Origin of the sequence: Microbacterium hatanonis, assembly GCF_008017415.1 — a bacterium.
Taxonomy (GTDB): domain Bacteria; phylum Actinomycetota; class Actinomycetes; order Actinomycetales; family Microbacteriaceae; genus Microbacterium; species Microbacterium hatanonis.
In genome coordinates, this window is record NZ_VRSV01000001.1 from 2,036,473 (window position 1) to 2,054,404 (window position 17,932).

Annotated in this window: 16 protein-coding genes; 8 read left to right on the forward strand and 8 right to left on the reverse strand. The window is 69.0% G+C overall.

What is annotated here, in order from left to right:
* Window positions 1-17: 17 nt before the first annotated feature.
* The 7 genes from FVP77_RS09810 to FVP77_RS09840 all read right to left on the reverse strand — a co-directional run bounded on the left by FVP77_RS09810 (window position 18) and on the right by FVP77_RS09840 (window position 8,420).
* The gene (locus FVP77_RS09810) at window positions 18-1,319 is read right to left on the reverse strand and encodes a thymidine phosphorylase (RefSeq protein ID WP_147894293.1); all 1,302 of its coding nucleotides are present in this window, start codon (window positions 1,317-1,319) and stop codon (window positions 18-20) included.
* A complete protein-coding gene (locus FVP77_RS09815; RefSeq protein WP_147894294.1) occupies window positions 1,316-1,717 on the reverse strand; it encodes a cytidine deaminase in 402 nt (133 codons plus the stop codon). The genes FVP77_RS09810 and FVP77_RS09815 overlap by 4 nt, the downstream gene beginning before the upstream one ends.
* A gap of 39 nt (window positions 1,718-1,756) precedes the next feature.
* Window positions 1,757-3,043: an ABC transporter permease gene (locus FVP77_RS09820; protein WP_147894295.1), complete on the reverse strand. Its 1,287-nt coding sequence runs from the start codon at window positions 3,041-3,043 to the stop codon at window positions 1,757-1,759.
* On the reverse strand, window positions 3,040-4,320 hold the full coding sequence (locus FVP77_RS09825) for an ABC transporter permease (protein WP_147894296.1): 1,281 nt from the start codon (window positions 4,318-4,320) through the stop codon (window positions 3,040-3,042). The genes FVP77_RS09820 and FVP77_RS09825 overlap by 4 nt, the downstream gene beginning before the upstream one ends.
* Window positions 4,317-5,831, reverse strand: a complete 1,515-nt coding sequence (locus tag FVP77_RS09830; RefSeq protein ID WP_147894297.1) for an ABC transporter ATP-binding protein — start codon at window positions 5,829-5,831, stop codon at window positions 4,317-4,319. The genes FVP77_RS09825 and FVP77_RS09830 overlap by 4 nt, the downstream gene beginning before the upstream one ends.
* Before the next feature lie 165 nt (window positions 5,832-5,996).
* Window positions 5,997-7,076 carry a BMP family lipoprotein gene (locus FVP77_RS09835; RefSeq protein ID WP_147894535.1) on the reverse strand — a complete coding sequence of 360 codons (1,080 nt, stop codon included), beginning with the start codon at window positions 7,074-7,076 and terminating at the stop codon, window positions 5,997-5,999.
* Window positions 7,077-7,301: 225 nt separating this feature from the next.
* Complete coding sequence (locus FVP77_RS09840; RefSeq protein WP_147894298.1) at window positions 7,302-8,420, reverse strand: mannose-1-phosphate guanylyltransferase; 1,119 nt, start codon at window positions 8,418-8,420, stop codon at window positions 7,302-7,304.
* A gap of 213 nt (window positions 8,421-8,633) precedes the next feature.
* Here FVP77_RS09840 and sdhC point away from each other — a divergent pair, with 213 nt between their 5' ends.
* The 8 genes from sdhC (at window position 8,634) to trpS (ending at window position 16,852) form a co-directional block, all read left to right on the forward strand.
* Window positions 8,634-9,068, forward strand: a complete 435-nt coding sequence (sdhC, locus tag FVP77_RS09845) for a succinate dehydrogenase, cytochrome b556 subunit (RefSeq protein ID WP_147894299.1) — start codon at window positions 8,634-8,636, stop codon at window positions 9,066-9,068.
* Entirely contained in the window at window positions 9,068-9,514 is a 447-nt protein-coding gene (locus tag FVP77_RS09850; RefSeq protein ID WP_147894300.1) for a succinate dehydrogenase hydrophobic membrane anchor subunit, read from the forward strand. Before sdhC ends, FVP77_RS09850 begins: the two co-directional genes overlap by 1 nt.
* Window positions 9,515-9,563: 49 nt before the next feature.
* Window positions 9,564-11,393 carry a succinate dehydrogenase flavoprotein subunit gene (sdhA, locus tag FVP77_RS09855; protein ID WP_147894301.1) on the forward strand — a complete coding sequence of 610 codons (1,830 nt, stop codon included), beginning with the start codon at window positions 9,564-9,566 and terminating at the stop codon, window positions 11,391-11,393.
* Between the two features lie 2 nt (window positions 11,394-11,395).
* Entirely contained in the window at window positions 11,396-12,181 is a 786-nt protein-coding gene (locus FVP77_RS09860; protein WP_187266873.1) for a succinate dehydrogenase iron-sulfur subunit, read from the forward strand.
* Between the two features lie 43 nt (window positions 12,182-12,224).
* Window positions 12,225-13,370: an MFS transporter gene (locus FVP77_RS09865; protein WP_246134038.1), complete on the forward strand. Its 1,146-nt coding sequence runs from the start codon at window positions 12,225-12,227 to the stop codon at window positions 13,368-13,370.
* A gap of 4 nt (window positions 13,371-13,374) precedes the next feature.
* Complete coding sequence (locus FVP77_RS09870) at window positions 13,375-14,529, forward strand: YihY/virulence factor BrkB family protein (protein ID WP_147894302.1); 1,155 nt, start codon at window positions 13,375-13,377, stop codon at window positions 14,527-14,529.
* Window positions 14,530-14,697: 168 nt separating this feature from the next.
* Window positions 14,698-15,546: an exodeoxyribonuclease III gene (locus FVP77_RS09875; RefSeq protein WP_187266874.1), complete on the forward strand. Its 849-nt coding sequence runs from the start codon at window positions 14,698-14,700 to the stop codon at window positions 15,544-15,546.
* Window positions 15,547-15,847: 301 nt separating this feature from the next.
* Window positions 15,848-16,852, forward strand: coding sequence for a tryptophan--tRNA ligase (gene trpS, locus FVP77_RS09880; protein ID WP_147894304.1), 1,005 nt, complete (start codon window positions 15,848-15,850; stop codon window positions 16,850-16,852).
* Window positions 16,853-17,012: 160 nt separating this feature from the next.
* Here trpS and FVP77_RS09885 read toward each other — a convergent pair whose 3' ends face one another.
* Window positions 17,013-17,855, reverse strand: a complete 843-nt coding sequence (locus FVP77_RS09885; protein ID WP_187266875.1) for an endonuclease domain-containing protein — start codon at window positions 17,853-17,855, stop codon at window positions 17,013-17,015.
* Window positions 17,856-17,932 lie beyond the last annotated feature (77 nt).

A 17,932-nucleotide genomic window follows, 5' to 3' on the forward strand; every position in this document is an offset into this window, starting at 1 on the left:
CCTGTGCGCGGGTTCGGTCAGGCCGTGATGCGCTCACGGACCAGTGGCAGCACGTCGACCGCCGAGTCGGCGATCTCCCATGCTCCCGCGACGGCCTCGAGAGCGCGGCCGAACCGCTTCTCATCATCGGCCGACAGGGTGAACAGCGGTTGACCAGCCGTCACCCGATCGCCGGGCTTGACGTGCAGGTCGATGCCTGCGGCGTGGATGACGGGGTCGACGGCGCGGGCACGACCGGCACCCAGCCGCCAGGCGCCGACGCCGAACGGCAGCGCGTCGACGCGCTGCACGATGCCGGCCCGCTCGGCCGTGACGACGTGCGTCTCGCGCGGCGTGGGAAGCGCCGCATCCGGATCGCCGTCCTGCGCGACGATCATCGCGCGCCAGGCGTCCATGGCGCGGCCGTCGGCCAGGGCCGCCTCGACGTCGGCGTCCGGCTGTCCGGCGAGGGCGAGCATCTCGCGGGCGAGCGCGAGCGTGAGCTCGACGACGTCGGCCGGTCCGCCGCCGGCGAGCACCTCGACCGATTCGCGCACCTCGTTGGCGTTGCCGATCGCGAGGCCCAGGGGCGTGTTCATGTCGGTGAGGAGCGCGGTGGTCGACACGCCCGAGTCGGTGCCCAGCGCGACCATGGTGCGAGCGAGCTCGCGCGCGCGATCGATGTCCTGCATGAAGGCGCCGGAGCCGAACTTCACATCGAGCACGAGCGCATCGGTGCCCTCGGCGATCTTCTTCGACATGATGCTCGACGCGATCAGCGGGATCGCCTCGACCGTCCCCGTGACGTCGCGCAACGCGTAGAGCTTCTTGTCGGCCGGGGCGAGACCCGAACCGGCCGCGCAGATGACGGCTCCGACGTCGCGGAGCTGCGCGAGCATCTCGTCGTTCGACAGGGCCGCACGCCAGCCAGGGATCGACTCGAGCTTGTCGAGCGTGCCGCCGGTGTGGCCGAGTCCGCGACCCGACAGCTGCGGCACGGCGACGCCGAACGCGGCGACCAACGGTGCCAGCGGGAGGGTGATCTTGTCGCCCACTCCCCCGGTCGAGTGCTTGTCGACGGTGGGCTTGCCGAGGGAGGAGAACTCCATGCGCTCGCCCGAGGCGATCATGGCGTCGGTCATCACCCGGATCTCGTCGCGCGACATGCCGTTCAGGAGCACCGCCATGGCGAACGCCGACATCTGCGCGTCGGAGACGTAGCCCTTCGTGTAGTGCTCGATCATCCAGCGCAGCGCCGGCTCGGGCACGGCCTGGCCGTCGCGCTTCGCGCGGATGATGTCGACGGCGTCGTGCGGATGCACCTCGGACTGCGCGCTCATCGGGCCGCCTCCTCGAGGTCGCGCGGGCCGAAGGCGTCGGGCAGCACCTCGTCGATCGTGCGGATCCCCGACACGGTCTCGAGAAGCATGCCCGGGATGGCGTGCTCGAAGAGCAGCTGCCGGCACCGGCCGCACGGCATGAGCGTGCGGCCGTCGCCGTCGACGCACACGAACGCCACCAGCTGGCCGCCGCCAGAGCGGTGCAGCTCGCTCACGAGCCCGCACTCGGCGCACAGGGTCACGCCGTAGGAGGCGTTCTCGACGTTGCACCCCGACACGATGCGCCCGTCGCTGACGAGGGCCGCAGCCCCCACCTTGAAGCGGGAGTACGGTGCGTACGCGTGGTGCATGGCCTCGGTGGCCACGGTGCGCAGCTCGTCCCAGTCGATGTCGGTCATCTGTCCTTCTCGTCGTGAATCGGATGCTTGGGCAGGGCGTCAGCCCTTGATGTACGGCTTGCCCGCGGCCGCAGGTCCCCGGACGCGGCCCGCCAGGCCCACCACCGCGAAGATGGTCACCAGGTAGGGCAGCATCGCCAGGAAGTCTCCGGGGATCGGCGACCCGAGGTTGCCGAGCAGGGTCTGGAGGTTGGTGGCGAACCCGAACAGGAGCGCCGCCAGCGTGGCGCGCACCGGGTCCCACCCGCCGAAGATCACCGCGGCGAGGGCGATGAAGCCGAGGCCGTTGGTCATCTCCTTGTCGAAGCTGCCGACGGCGCCGAGGGTGAAGTACGCACCGCCGATGCCCGCGATGCCGCCGGCGAGCAGCAGGTTCCAGAAGCGGGTCGGGTTGACCTTGATGCCGACGGTGTCGGCGGCCTGCGGGTGCTCGCCGACGGCGCGAAGGCGCAGACCCCAGCGCGTCTTGTAGAGCCCCCACGCCACCGCGGGAACCGCGATGTACATGAGGTAGACGATGAGCGTCTGGTTGAACAGCACGGGCCCGAGCACCGGGATCTCGCTGAGGCCGGGGATGGCCCAGCGCGGGAAGCGCGGGGGGCTGTTGAGGGTGGCGCCGTTGGGCACCATGATCGCTCCGTGCAGGAAGCTCGTGAGACCCGTGATGAGCACGTTGAGCACGACGCCGACGATCACCTGGTCGACGAGATAGCGGATGGCGAAGAGACCGAGGACGGCTCCGACGAGGGCTCCGGCGAAGATGGCCGCGACGAGGCCGAGCACGTAGCTGCCCGTGATCGTGCCGACCAGCGCGCTCGTGAAGGCCGCGAGGAGGAACTGGGCCTCGATCGCGACGTTGACCACGCCCACCCGCTCGCCGATGACGCCGCCGAGCGCTCCGAAGACCAGCGGCACGGACAGCGAGATCGCACCGAAGAGCAGACCGGTGACGGGGACGAGGCCGTCCGCCGCCGACCAGGTGAGGAATCCGAACACGCCGACCAGCGCGACGAGGATGGCGAGCCACAGCCCCGGGCGTCGGTAGCGCAGCGTCGACCAGACCGAGTACGCGGTGGCGAGGGCGAGGAGGATCGCGCACACCAGCACCGTCGGCCAGGTGGGCACGAGGATGTCGGGTGCGGTCCACGACGACGCTCGGTCGGCGAGGCGGTACGTGCTGACGCCCGTGCGTCCGGCGGGAAGGGCGAGCAGCAGCAGGAGGATCGTCGCCACGCCGAACGTGATCGACCCCTTCCAGCTGCGCTGGCGCGACATCTCGAGTCCGAGGTCGACGGGGACGTTGTCCTTGACCGTGGCGGCGCTCATGCCGACACCGCCTTCCGTGCGGCGCGGCGCGTTCGCCGGGTGGGCGTCGCGGGGTCTTTCGGGAGGAAGAAGATCGTCCGCACCAGCGGTGGAGCCGCGATGAACAGCACGATCAGCGCCTGCACGACGAGCACGATGTCGACCGGGATGTTCTCCGCGATCTGCATCGTGAAGCTGCCCGCCTTGAGGGCGCCGAAGAGGATGCCCGCGGCGAAGACGCCCCACGCCCGGCTGCGGCCGAGCAGCGCCACGGTGATGGCGTCGAAGCCGATGCCGGCGTCGATGCCGTTGCCGAAGCCGCTCGTGATCGTGCCCGAGATCTGGTTCACACCGGCGAGACCGGCCAGCGCACCGGCGAGGGCCATCGCGTAGATGAGGATGCGCCCGACCTTCACGCCCGACGCGCGCGCCGCATGCGGGTTCTCGCCGACGGCACGCATCCGGAAACCGAGCGAGGACCGCTCGATCAGCCACCAGACGAAGACCGTGGCCACGATCGCGACGAGGAACCCCCAGTTGACCGTGAGCGGCGCGGGGAAGATCGCGGGGAACTGCGCCGACACGGGCGTCGCCTGGGAGATCGGCTGCGATCCGCCCGGCCGCATCAGCAGACCCGGCGTCGAGAGCAACCACGACACGAAGTAGAACGCGACGAAGTTGAGCATGATCGTGAGGATCACCTCGTGCGCGCCGGTACGGGCTTTGAGCACGCCGACGATGCCGCCCCACACGGCCCCTCCGGCGAGGCCGGCGAGGATCGTGAGCGGGAGGTGGATCCACAGCGGCGCCTCGACCGAGAAGGCCACGAAGGCGGCCGTCGCGGCACCGATGAGCAGCTGACCGCGGCCACCGATGTTGAACAGACCGACGCGGAACGCGAGTCCGACGCCGAGGCCGGCGGCGATCAGGGGCGTCGCGAAGTTCAGCGTGTCGGTGAGCGGCTTGATCGCCCGGAGGAAGTCGGGAGCATCGTAGTTGTAGATCGCGCCGCGGAAGAGCGCGGAGTAGGTGCCTGCGAAGGCGTCCCACACCGCGCCGAGCATGTCGCCCGGGCGGGCGAAGAAGTAGCCGGCCGTGCGGATCACGTTCTGATCGGTCAGGGCGACGAGCAGACCGCCGATCAGCATCGACAGCACGATGGCCAGCACCGTGGTGACGACGTTGCCGCGCAGGAGGTCTGCGACGAAGGCGTTCTGCCGCGGCGCCGGAGGCGAGGACGGCGTCTGGCCCGCCAGCGGACCGGTGGCCGCGGGAAGCTCGGAGGAGGTGTCGGTCATGCGTTGATCCCCTCGATCGATTCGCCCGCCATCATGAGACCGAGGGTCTCCCGTGACGCGTCACCGGGCACGATGCCGACGATGCGCCCGCGGTACATGACCGCGATCCGGTCGGCCAGCGCCGACACCTCGTCGAGCTCGGTCGAGACGACGATGACGGGCACCCCGGAGTCGCGGGTCTCGACGATGCGCTTGTGCACGAACTCGATCGATCCGACATCGATGCCGCGGGTCGGCTGGGAGGCGACGAACAGCTTGAGCGGACGACTGAGCTCCCGCGCGAGCACCACTTTCTGCTGGTTGCCGCCGGAGAGACGCCCCACGGCGGTCTGAGGACTCTGCGTGCGGATGTCGAACTCGTTGATCTTCTCGCGGGCGAAGTCGGCGAGGGACGATCGGCGCAGGGTGGCGGCCCGGAAGAACGGGGCCTCGCCCGACCTGTTGAGCACGAGATTCTCGGCCACGCTGAACTCGCCGACGAGGCCCTCGACCTTGCGGTCCTCGGGGACGAACCCGACGCCGGCATCGATGATCTGCTTGACGCTGCGACCGTTCAGGTTTTCGCCGTCGAGGAGGATCGATCCTGAGACCTTCGCCTGCAGCCCGATGAGCGCCTCGGTGAGCTCGGTCTGCCCGTTGCCCTGCACCCCGGCGATCGCGAGCACCTCGCCCGGCTGCACGGCGAAGCTGACGTCGTTGACGACCAGATGGCCGGTCTCGTCGGTGACGCTGAGTCCCTCGACGACCAGCCCGCCGGGTCGCAGGTGCGGGGCTTCCCGGCTCACCGTGAGCTCGACCGCGCGACCGACCATGAGCGACGCGAGCTCGGCGTTCGTGGCGGTCGGCTCGGCCTCGGCGACGACCTTGCCGAGCCTGATGACCGTGATGGTGTCCGCGACCTCGCGAACCTCGCGGAGCTTGTGGGTGATGAAGACGATGGACGTGCCGTCGTCGCGGAGCTGACGCATGATGCCCATCAGCTCGTCGGTCTCCTGCGGGGTGAGCACGGCGGTCGGCTCATCGAAGACGAGCACCTTCGCGTCGCGCGAGAGCGCCTTGATGATCTCGACCCGCTGCTGGACGCCGACGGGGAGGTCGCCGACGATCGCGTCGGGGTCGATGGCGAACCCGAACCGAGCCGCGACCTCGCGCACATGGGCGCGCGCCGCGGGGAGATCGAGCGCGCCGCCGAAGCGGGTCGACTCGTGCCCCAGCATGACGTTCTCGGCGACCGAGAACACGGGCACGAGCATGAAGTGCTGGTGCACCATGCCGATACCGGCTTGCATGGCATCGCCCGGACCCCGGAACTGCTGGACGACTCCGTCGAGCAGGATCTCGCCCTCGTCGGCCGTGTACAGGCCGTAGAGGACGTTCATCAGGGTGGACTTGCCGGCGCCGTTCTCTCCCAGGAGAGCGTGGATCTCTCCGGGGCGGACGACGAGGTCGATGTGGTCGTTCGCGACCAGATCGCCGAATCTTTTTGTGATCCCGCGCAGTTCGAGCGTCATGACGTCAATCTAATCGAGAGGACGGGGCGGCAGGAGGCCGGCGGCCCGATCGAAAGGACGGGGACGGCAGGAGGCCGGCGGCCCGATCGAGGGGGAAGTGGGTGGCACGAAGCCGGGCACGACCACGGCCAGCCGGATCACCGGCTGGCCGTGGTCGTAGCGAGATCAGCCCTGGGCGGGCGACGACACCGATTCGGCGTCGATCGTGCCGTCGATGATCCCCTGACGGATCGTCTCCAGCTCGTCGGCGAGGCCGAGCGCGACCTCGTTCTCGAAGTCGTGGAAGCTCGAGATGCCCACGCCGTCGTTCTCCAGCACGCCGACGAACGGAGTGGTGTCGAACCCGCCGGCGGCGGCTTCCATCGCGGCTTCGTAGACGGCGACGTCCATGCCCTTGAGGATCGAGACGAGCAGCAGGTCGGCGACCGTCGGGTCGGTCTCGTAGACGTCCGCGTCGACGCCGAGCAGCGCAATGTTGCCGCCCGAGTCACGGATGGCCTGCGCGGCCGACTGGTAGATCGGGCCACCGACGGGCAGCAGCACGTCGACGTCCTGGTCGATGATGCCCTGAGCGAGCTGCTTGGCGACGTCGTTCGCGGCGAAGGCGTTGGTGAACTGGCCCTCCTGCGTGGCCGAGTCCCAACCGACGACCTGCACGTCGGTGCCCTTCTCGGAGTTGTAGTACTCGACGCCGCTCTGGAAGCCGTCCATGAAGATCGTCACCGGCGGGATCTTCGCTCCGCCGAAGGTGCCGACCTTGCCGGTCTGCGTGTACGAGGCGGCGGTGTAGCCGCCGAGGAATGCGGCCTGAGCGGTGTCGAACAGCAGCGGCTTGATGTTCGGCGCGTCGGTGGTGCCGTCGAAGTCGTTGTCGGCGGCGTCGTCGATGATCGCGAACTCGACGTCGGGGTTGGCGAGAGCCGCCTCCACCGTCGGGGCGCTCAGGTTGAAGCCGACCGACACGATGAACGTGCAGTTCGCCGCGACGAGTCCGTCGAGGTTGGAGGCGTAGTCGGAGGCCGAGGCGGACTCCGTGCTGGTGACCTCGACGCCCAGCTCATCGGCGGCGCGGTTGAGCCCCTCGAAGCCGAGCTGGTTGAACGACTTGTCGTCGAATCCGCCCTCGTCCGAGACCATGCAGGGCTTGAACCCGTCGACCACCGTCGCGGCGCTGCCGCTCTCGGCGGGTGCGGCGGCGTCCGGCGCGGATCCACAGGCGGTCAGCAGCGCGAGGGTACCGACCATCGCGAGACCGCTGAGAACGGCCTTCTTCGTCGTCTTCACAAAGTCCTCCAGAACGGGGGTGCGACCTCCGGGTTCGGAGATCGATGCAGTCACATTACATATTGTGACGCTCCGCTCCACGGCCCGAACGGGGGCCGAGGGCCAATGGTTACAAAGACGCAACAGAGGGGACACGGATGCTGCGCCCGGGCCGCCGATCGCGGTGAGGTCCGCAGCATCCGCCCGTCAGAGCACGTCGTTGCGCCCGGTGAGTTTCAGTGCGTCGACGACGCCCTTGACGCGCTGCGCGTTGTCGCTGGTCGTGACCAGGAGCGCGTCGGGGGTGTCGACCACCACGATGTCGTGAACGCCGATCAGGCTGATCACGCGACTGGTCTGCGAGACGACGATGCCGCTCGAGGAGTCGGCGAGCACACGGGCGGTGCTGCCGAGGATCGCGAGCTCGCCCTTCCCGCCGTGGGAGTTGAGCTTCGCGAGGCTGGCGAAGTCCCCCACGTCGTCCCAGTCGAAGTGACCGGGGATCACGGCGAGACGCCCCTTGTCGGCGGCCGGCTCGGCCACGGCGTAGTCGATCGCGATCTTCTTGATCGTCGGCCACACCCGATCGACGACGGGCCCGCGGCGGTCGCGATCGTCCCAGGCCTCGGCGAGCTCCATGAGACCGGCGTGCAGCTCGGGTTCGTTGGCCTCGATCTCGGCGAGGAGCACGTCGGCCCGCGTGATGAACATGCCCGCGTTCCAGAGGTAGGCGCGGTCGGCGAAGTAGGCCTGCGCGGTCGCGAGGTCGGGCTTCTCGACGAAGCGCTCGACGAGCGCGGCCTCGGGGGCGCCCTCGACGTCGAGCTCATCGGCCTTCTTGATGTACCCGAATCCGATCGACGCCTCGCTCGGCTGGATGCCGATGGTGCAGATGTATCCCTCCCGGGCGACCGCGACGGCCTGCTGCACGGCGAACGCGAACGTGTTCGTCCCTCGGATCACGTGGTCGGCGGCGAAGGAACCGATCACGACGTCGGGCTCGCGGCGCACGAGGATCGCGGCGGCCAGACCGATGGCGGCCGCCGAGTCGCGCGGCTCGGACTCGAGGATGACGTTCTTGTCGGCGATGCCCGGCAGCTCGCGTTCCACCGCGGCACGGTGCGCGCGCCCGGTGACCACGGCGATGCGGTCACGCCCCGTGAGCGGCTCGAGGCGGTCCCAGGTGTCGCGGAGCAGGGTCTGACCCGACCCCGTCAGGTCATGGAGGAACTTCGGCGCCTCGGCGCGCGAGAGAGGCCACAGCCGGCTGCCGATCCCCCCGGCGGGGATCACGGCGTAGAAGTCGTCGAGGGGGTGAGAAGCCATGCCGCCAGGGTAGTGGCGCGAAGGGGCTCCGCCCGTCGCGGCCGGGTGACCGGCATGTAAACGATTCTCTCGATATCGAGATAGTTAGGAGGGCCTTAGGGGCGGACCTATGAGGCGCCGAATAGAATTGCGAAGCGCTCGCGCGCCGTCCGGGCTGCCCCGTGCGGGGGCATCGAATCGCCCCGAAACCGTGTTCGATCAGGGAGGACGACCGTGTCAGCACCTGCACGCGTCACACCGTCGATATCCGAGACCACCTCGAAAGTCCCTCGCGGCACCCTCTACCGGGGTAACGAGGGAATGTGGTCGTGGGTGCTCCATCGCATCACCGGCATCGCGATCTTCTTCTTCCTCCTGGTGCACATCCTCGACACCGCGCTGATCCGCGTGTCGCCCGAGGCGTACGACGCCGTGATCGGCACGTACAAGAACCCGATCATGGGTCTCGGTGAGGTCGCCCTCGTCGGTGCGATCGCGTATCACGCCTACAACGGGCTGCGCATCATCCTCGTCGACTTCTGGGGATGGGCCACCCGCCACCAGCGTCAGCTCTGGTGGGGCGTGCTCGGTCTCTGGGTCGTCACGATGCTCGGTTTCACGCCGCGCCACCTCATCAACGTCTTCTCGAACATGGGAGTCGGACACTGATGACCACCGCAGACCTCGCGGCACCGCGCACCCCCTACGTCCGCAAGAAGGGCGTCAACCTCGAGAAGTGGGGCTGGCTCTACATGCGCGCCTCCGGCGTGCTGCTGATCATCCTGATCTTCGGCCACCTGTTCTCGAACCTCCTGACCAACGACGGCATCCACCAGATCGACTTCGCCTTCGTCGCCGGCAAGCTCGCCTCGCCGTTCTGGCAGTGGTGGGACGTCGCGATGCTCTGGCTCGCCCTCATCCACGGCGCGAACGGCATGCGCACGATCGTGAACGACTACGTCGCGACGCCGCTCATCCGCCGCATCCTGGTGTGGTCGCTCTGGACCTCGGCGGCATTCCTGATCCTCCTCGGCACGCTCGTCGTCTTCACGTTCGACCCGTGCATCGGGGTCAACGAGGCCAGCGTCCTCTGGGAAACCTGCACCGGCGCCTGATCCGCACCTCCCCTCGCCCGCACTTCACCGACAGCAGAGGCATCTCCCCGTGAGCACCCAGACCAGCTCGGACTCCGTCGTCAAAGACGGAGTGCACTACCACCAGTTCGACATCGTGATCGTGGGCGCCGGCGGCGCCGGCATGCGCGCGGCGATCGAGGCCGGCCCCGGTGCCAAGACCGCGGTGATCTCGAAGCTCTACCCCACCCGGTCGCACACCGGCGCGGCGCAGGGCGGCATGGCGGCGGCGCTCGCCAACGTCGAAGAGGACTCGTGGGAGTGGCACACGTTCGACACCGTCAAGGGCGGCGACTACCTCGTCGACCAGGACGCCGCCGAGATCCTCGCGAAAGAAGCGATCGACGCGGTCATCGACCTCGAGAACATGGGCCTGCCGTTCAACCGCACGCCCGAGGGCAAGATCGATCAGCGCCGGTTCGGCGGGCACACCGCCGACCACGGCAAGACGCCCGTGCGCCGCGCCTGCTACGCGGCCGACCGCACCGGCCACATGATCCTCCAGACGCTGTTCCAGAACTGCGTGCGCCTGGGCATCAACTTCTTCAACGAGTTCTACGTGCTCGACCTCGTGACCGTGGTCGACGATGCGGGTGCGACCCAAGTCGCCGGCGTCGTGGCCTACGAGCTCTCCACCGGCGAGCTGCACGTGTTCCAGTCGAAGGCCGTCATCTTCGCCACCGGCGGCTTCGGCAAGATCTACAAGACGACCTCCAACGCGCACACCCTCACGGGCGACGGCGTCGGCATCATCTGGCGCAAGGGCCTGCCGCTGGAGGACATGGAGTTCTTCCAGTTCCACCCGACCGGCCTCGCCGGCCTCGGCATCCTCCTCACGGAGGGAGCCCGAGGCGAGGGCGCGATCCTCCGCAACGCCTCCGGCGAGCGGTTCATGGAGCGCTACGCCCCCACGATCAAAGACCTCGCGCCCCGCGACATCGTCGCGCGCTGCATGGTGCAGGAGGTCGCGGAGGGTCGCGGCGCCGGCCCGCACCGCGACTACGTGCTGCTGGACTGCACCCACCTCGGCGCCGAGGTGCTCGAGACCAAGCTGCCCGACATCACCGAGTTCGCCCGCACGTACCTGGGCGTCGACCCGGTCGTCGAGCCGGTGCCGGTCATGCCGACGGCGCACTACGCGATGGGCGGCATCCCCACGAACAACAACGCCGAGGTGCTGAGCAACAACACCACGGTCGTCCCCGGTCTCTACGCCGCCGGCGAGTGCGCCTGCGTGTCGGTGCACGGTTCGAACCGCCTCGGCACCAACTCGCTGCTCGACATCAACGTGTTCGGCAAGCGCGCCGGCCGCAACGCGGTGGAGTACGTCAAGACCGCCGAGTTCGTCCCCCTCCCCGAAGACCCGTCCAAGGAGGTGCGCGAGCTCATGGAGCGACTGCGCGCCAACCCCGGTACCGAGCGGATCTCGGTGCTGCGCAAGACGCTGCAGGACGAGATGGACAAGGGCGCCCAGGTGTTCCGCACCGAGGAGTCGCTCACGCGCATGCTGACGGTGATCGAAGATCTGCGCACCCGCTTCAACAACATCCACGTCGACGACAAGGGCAAGCGCTTCAACACCGACCTGCTCGAAGCCGTCGAACTCGGGTTCCTCCTCGACCTCGCCGAGGTCGTCGTCTACGCCGCGCTCAACCGCAAGGAGAGCCGCGGCGGCCACATGCGCGACGACTATCCGACGCGCGATGACGAGAACTACATGAAGCACACCATGGCCTATCTGACGGGCGACCCCCACTCGTCGTTCGCCTCCGACCACATCGAGCTCGACTGGAAGCCGGTGGTCTTCACGAAGAACGAGGCAGGCGAGTTGCGTTACCCGCCCCTGGAGAGGAAGTACTGACCATGGCATCGACAGTCATCGACACGACGGACGCCACGGCGGAGGCCTCGGAGACCACGGCCGACACCGGCATCCAGTCGTTCATCGTCACCTTCAACGTGCGCCGGTTCGACCCGGAGTCCGACACCGAGCCGCGCTGGGTCGACTACGACGTCGAGCTCTACCCCACCGACCGGGTGCTCGACGCGCTGCACAAGATCAAGTGGGAGGTCGACGGCTCCCTCGCCTTCCGCCGCTCCTGCGCCCACGGCATCTGCGGCTCCGACGCGATGCGCATCAACGGACGCAACCGCCTGGCCTGCAAGACGCTGATCAAGGATCTCGACATCTCGCAGCCGATCTACGTCGAGGCGATCAAGGGTCTTCCCCTCGAGAAGGACCTCATCGTCGACATGGAGCCGTTCTTCGCCTCCTACCGCGACGTGCAGCCGTTCCTGATCTCCAAGACCAAGGCCGAGCCCGGCAAGGAGCGCGTCCAGTCGATCGTCGACCGCGAGGTCTTCGACGACACCACCAAGTGCATCCTCTGCGCCGCGTGCACCTCGTCGTGCCCGGTCTTCTGGACCGACGGCCAGTACTTCGGGCCCGCGGCGATCGTGAACGCGCACCGTTTCATCTTCGACTCGCGCGACGACGCGGCAGACGTGCGCCTCGACATCCTCAACGACAAGGAAGGCGTCTGGCGTTGCCGCACGACCTTCAACTGCTCCGAGGCATGCCCCCGCGGCATCGAGGTCACGAAGGCCATCGCCGAGGTCAAGCAGGCGGTTCTGCGCGGCGGTCGCTGACGTCCGCTCCCTGAGGGGAACGGCCGCGCGCTAGCCTGTGCGCGTGGACGAGCGGATGCGGCGACCGGCGGGTGCCGCCATCGGCGCGGCCTATGCGGCGCAGGGTCTCGGCTACGCGGCCGTCGTCACATCACTCCCTTCCCTGAAGGATCAGGTGCGCATCGACGACACCGCCGTGTCGCTGATCGTGCTCGGCGTCTGTGTGGCGGCCGCGCTCGGGTCGGTTCTCGCCGACCTCATCGCCGTTCGCGCCGGTAGCCGCGCGGCGCTGGTGACGGGCCTCCTCCTGCAGGCCGCCGCTCTGCCGCTCATCGCCCTCGTCACGCCCCTCCCTCCGTTCCTCGCGGCCTTCGCCGTCTACGGTCTGGGGCTTGGGTGCGTCGACGCGGCCTCCGCGATGCAGGGCGTCGCGCTCCAGCGCGCGAGAGGGCGCGCCGTGCTCGGCCGGCTCTTCGCGGTCTACACGGCGGCGGCGATCGTCGGCGCGCTGCTCGTCGCCGGTGCGGCCGCCTCCGCGTCGTCGGCGGTGCCGCTCCTGGTCGCATCCGCGGTCGCGGTCGGGGTGGCGGTGGCGGGAGTCCGCTCGTTCTCGACGGAGCGGACCGTGGCCGCAGCATCCGGCTCGTCGCGGCTTCCTCGACGGGGCATCTGGGTCTTCGGCTCGGTCATCCTCGCGGCCTTCGCCCTCGACTCGGCCGTCAGCACCTGGAGCACCGTCTACCTCGCCGACACCCTGACCACGACCGCGGTGATCGCACCGCTCGGCTATGCCGCCTATCAGGGCGCCGTGCTCGTCACACGACTGGCGACCGACGCCCTCGTCACGCGACTGGGCCGGAGGGCGCTGGCCGTGCTGTCGGCGTTGGTCGCGATCACGGGATGCGTCGTGGTCGCCGCGATCCCCCTGCCGGCGGCGGCGGTCGTCGGGTTCGCCCTCGCGGGCGTGGCGACGGGCGTGCTCGTGCCGGTCGCCTTCGCCGCCGCCGGCGACCTCGACCCCGCGCGCACCGACGAGGTGATCGCGCGGGTCAACCTCTTCAACTACGCGGGCGCCGTGCTCGGGGCCGTGGGCGTCGGCCTGATCGGCGACGCGACCGGGCTCGGGGTCGCGTTCCTGCTCCCGGGCCTCGCGCTCATCACCGTCCTGGTCGTCAGACGGCGCTTCGCCTCGCGGCGCTCGGTAGTCTGATGCGGTGGCAGACTCCAACGCGTCCGGGGAGCGCCTGCAAGCCCTGCGCGAGCGACTGGACGAGCCGATCGAGAAGGCGACCGAACTGACGAGGAAGACCCTCGCCTGGTTCCCGATCCGCGTCTGGCGCCATTTCCTGCAGCACAACGGATTCCTGCTCGCGGCCGGGATCAGCTACCAGTCGCTCTTCGCGATCTTCGGCGTCATCTATCTCTCGTTCGCCCTCGCGGGTCTCTGGCTCGGCGGCAGCAAGGAATCGGTGCAGGCGCTCATCGACCTGATCAACCGCTACATCCCGCAGATCATCAGCGAGAACGGGCTCGTCAAGCCCGAGCAGGTCGAAGCGGTCGCCGCCGGCAGCACCGGCCTGCTCACCGTCACCGGCATCGTCGCGGGTGTCGTGGTCATCTGGACCGCCATCGGGTTCATCACCTACGCGCGCCGCGCCGTGCGCGACACCTTCGGTCTGCCGTTCGACCGGCGCAGCTATGTGCTGCTGAAGGCCCGCGACTTCCTCGCCGCCGTGCTGTTCGGGGTGGCGCTGATCGTCGGTGCGGGGCTGGGGCTCGTCGCCACCGGCGCGATCGAGCTGCTCTTCTCGCTGCTCGGCTGGGACAGCCAGTCGGTCTGGGTGCGCGTTCTGAGCCGTGTGCTCGCGTTCGTCGTGGCGTTCTGGGTCAACACCTTCGCCCTGGCGGCGATGTTCCGGTTCCTCACCGGCGCTTCTCTGTCGTGGCGGCGCATCTGGTCGGGGTCGCTCCTCGGTGGCGGCGCGATGGTCGCTCTGCAGATCGCCGCGGGCTTCCTCTTCGTCTACTCCCCCACCAACCCCCTCCTGGCGACGTTCGCGATCTTCATCGGGTTCTTGCTCTGGTTCCGTCTGAACGGGATCGTGATCCTCGTCGCCGGCGCCTGGATCGCCGTGGGCGCCGAGGACCGCGGCATGTCGCTGATGTCGGAGGACGAGCGGGCGGCCGCCGAGCACGCCGCGCTCGTGACCGCCGCGCAGGTGCGCCTGCGCGACGCCGAGCAGGAGCTCGGCGACGCGCCCTGGTACGCACACTGGTGGGCCGCGCGCGAGGTCAACCGACTCCGCGACGAGCTCACCGACGCCGAAGCATCCGCCCCTCCCCGAGCCTCGAGCACCTTCCTGGATTGACCCGCGTCGCCCCCTCCGCCCCCTCCCGCACCGGATTATGGCGCATTCCTGTTTCGTGCAGGAATGTGGCGCATTCCTGCGAACGACGGCATCGATTCGTACCGTCATGTGCAGCGAGGTGTGGCAGTCGCCGCGGCCGTGTCGGGGCCCGAGGTTAAGCTTGCGGTCGTGTCTCGCAGCGTTCGCATCGTCTCCATGAATGTCAACGGCATCCGTGCCGCCGTCCGCAACGGAATGAACGATTGGCTCGCCGAAGCCGATGCCGACATCCTCGCGATCCAAGAGGTGCGCGCCACGGCCGACGACCTGCGCACGGCTCTCCCCGGGTGGGAGATCGTCAACGACGAGGCTCTCGCGAAGGGCCGCGCCGGCGTCGCGATCGCCAGTCGGCTGGCCCCCGTCGACGTGCGCACATCGCTCAGTGCCGATCCCGTCGACTCCGCCGGCCGCTGGATCGAAGGCGACTTCGACATCGACGGCGAGACCGTGACCGTCGTGAGCGCCTACGTGCACAGCGGAGAGGTCGGCACCCCGAAGCAGGAGGCGAAGTGGGGCTTCCTCGACGCCATGGAGAAGCGGATGCCCCAGCTCGCCGCCGAGCGTCCGCTGGCGCTGATCATGGGCGACCTCAACGTCGGTCACCGCGAGCTCGACATCCGCAACTGGAAGGGCAACGTCAAGAAGGCCGGCTTCCTCCCGCGTGAGCGCGGCTACTTCGACCGCTTCCTCGGCGAGGCCGGAGCGACCGTGACGGGCGTCGACGGCAGCGTCGGCACCGGACTCGGCTGGATCGACATCGGCCGCCGCCACGCCGGCGAGGTCGATGGTCCGTACACGTGGTGGTCGAGCCGCGGCAAGGCCTTCGACACCGACACCGGCTGGCGCATCGACTACCACCTCGCCACCCCCGCCCTCGCCGAGCGCGTCACCGACTACCGCATCGGCCGGGCACCCTCGTGGGACACGCGCTGGAGCGACCACGCCCCCGTGGTGGCGGACTACACCCTCGGCCTCTGACCCACCCCGCGCCGTGGTGACGCGGCGACCGACGCCGCATCCGATCAACCCGTTCGTGACCGACTCCACCCCTCCGTGCAGCCGCGGGGTGCGGATTCGCGCGTCGCAGTGTGGGGCGGATGCTGCGCCGGGGCCACGGAGCGGCGGAGCGGTGCGAGGGTGCGCGACGCCGGCATCGGGACGGGCGGGGAGCCGCCCACGGCAGGCGGGCGACTCCGGGCATGCGTCGGGCACGCTCGCTGCGTGCAGCCGCGGGACGGGCGCGGGCTGACGCAGCATCCGCCCGCTCTAGGATTGGGCGGTGACCAAACCGCGTTTGTACTCCGGCATGCAGCCCTCGGCCGATTCGCTCCAGATCGGCAACTACATCGGGGCGCTCATGCAGTGGCGGGATCTGCAGGACTCGTACGACGCGTACTTCTCCGTCGTCGACCTCCACGCGCTCACCCAGCCGAACGACCCGGCCGAGCTGCGCGCGAAGACCCGCCGCACCGCCGCCCAGTACATCGCGGCGGGGATCGAGCCGTCGCGTTCGACGCTGTACGTGCAGTCGCACGTGTCGGCGCACTCCGAGCTCGCCTGGGCGCTGTCGACCATCACCGGTTTCGGCGAGGCCGGTCGCATGACGCAGTTCAAAGACAAGTCGGCTCGCTACGGCGCTGACGCGACCAACGTCGGACTCTTCACCTACCCCGTGCTGATGGCCGCCGACATCCTGCTGTACCAGACCGATGTCGTGCCCGTCGGCGACGACCAGAAGCAGCACATCGAGCTCACGCGCGACCTGGCCGAGCGGTTCAACTCGCGCTACGGGCAGACCTTCACCGTGCCGACGCCGGTGATCCAGCGCGACACGGCCCGCATCTACGACCTGCAGAACCCGACGGCGAAGATGTCGAAGTCGGCGGAGTCCGACGCCGGCGTGCTGTGGCTGCTCGACGAGCCGGCCAAGAGCGCGAAGAAGATCATGAGGGCCGTCACCGACAGCGAGGGCGTCGTGCGGTTCGACCGCGAGGCGAAGCCCGGGGTGTCGAACCTGCTCGTGATCTACGCGGCCCTGAGCGGACGACAGATCGCCTCGATCGAGGACGAGTACGCCGGACGCGGCTACGGCGACTTCAAGAAGGGCCTGGCCGAGGTCGTCGTCTCGGAGTTCGAGCCGGTGCGCGAGCGCGCGCTCGCGCTGCTCGACGACACTGCCGAGCTTGACCGGGTGCTCGCGGAGAACGCCGGGCGCGCAGCATCCGTCGCCAACCGCACCCTGAGCGATGTCTACGACCGCATGGGCCTGCTGCGCCGCGTCTGACCCCCGGGCCGTGCTGGTGAGGCCCGCCTCGCCGCCACAACTCAGGATGATTCGCGCGACCACGTGACCGCGCCGCGAATTTGCCCGGTGCGCGCGCCGCTCGGATGCAACGAGCCTGAATTACGGTTGCGCGGGCGTGGACGAGCGCGTGGACGGTCGGTCACCGCGGGCGGGTTGCGAGAGCGCGCTTAACCGCGGCCAGGACGAGCTCGGGCTCGTCAATGATCATCTTGGCGGTCGGTCTCAGCGTCGTGTATCCGCGAGCCGCGAGCAGGATGTCACGGCGACGATCCCGCTCTTGACTCTCCCAACCGGTGTGGAACCCCCGACTGTCACACTCGATGACGAGCCAGCCGTCGACCAACAGATCGACACGCCCTATGCCCTCGAACGCCACCTGGACCTTTACCTCGCAGCCGAGACCCCGCAGCATCAGCCGCATGATCGTCTCCGGCCCCGACTCGGATCGCGGGTCGAGCAGCGCGAATAAAACGCGGTACTTCGCGGGGAGCGCGTGGAACATGTCGGCGACCTCGTCCATGCGCACCAAGCCCTGATGCAGGGCACTATCGAGCGTGGCGAGGGCGGCACGCGGTGCCTGGCAGAGCACGGAGTGAGCCAGCGCGTCGAGGATCGATACGCACGCCGACTTTCCGGGCGGATTGATGAGGGGAAGCCAGTGCAGTCGTACACCTCGCCTCGTCCGCGAGGAGAGAGCGCGCCGTCGGTCGTGCGGTGAACGCATGCGCGAGGCGTTGCGTGGAAGGTGGACATGCAACGCCCGGTGGCGCAGGACGAAGACCGACAGCATCGACAAGAGGGACAGACACGTGAGCCGCCCGCCCACACGAACGGCACGGATGACGGCTTCGGCCGTGTCGCCGGGAAGGTAGTGGTCACGACGCGCCCGCACCAGGTGTCCCATAGCGAGGGCAGCGTCGATGTCGGCGCGACGGAATCCGTCACGGATGAGGTCGGCACGGTGAAGGAACTCGACGTTCATCACGCGACGATCGCGTGCATACACGACCCCGTGGGCGCGCGGCGCACGTCAGTGGACGAAAGGGCGCTCGACGGCTG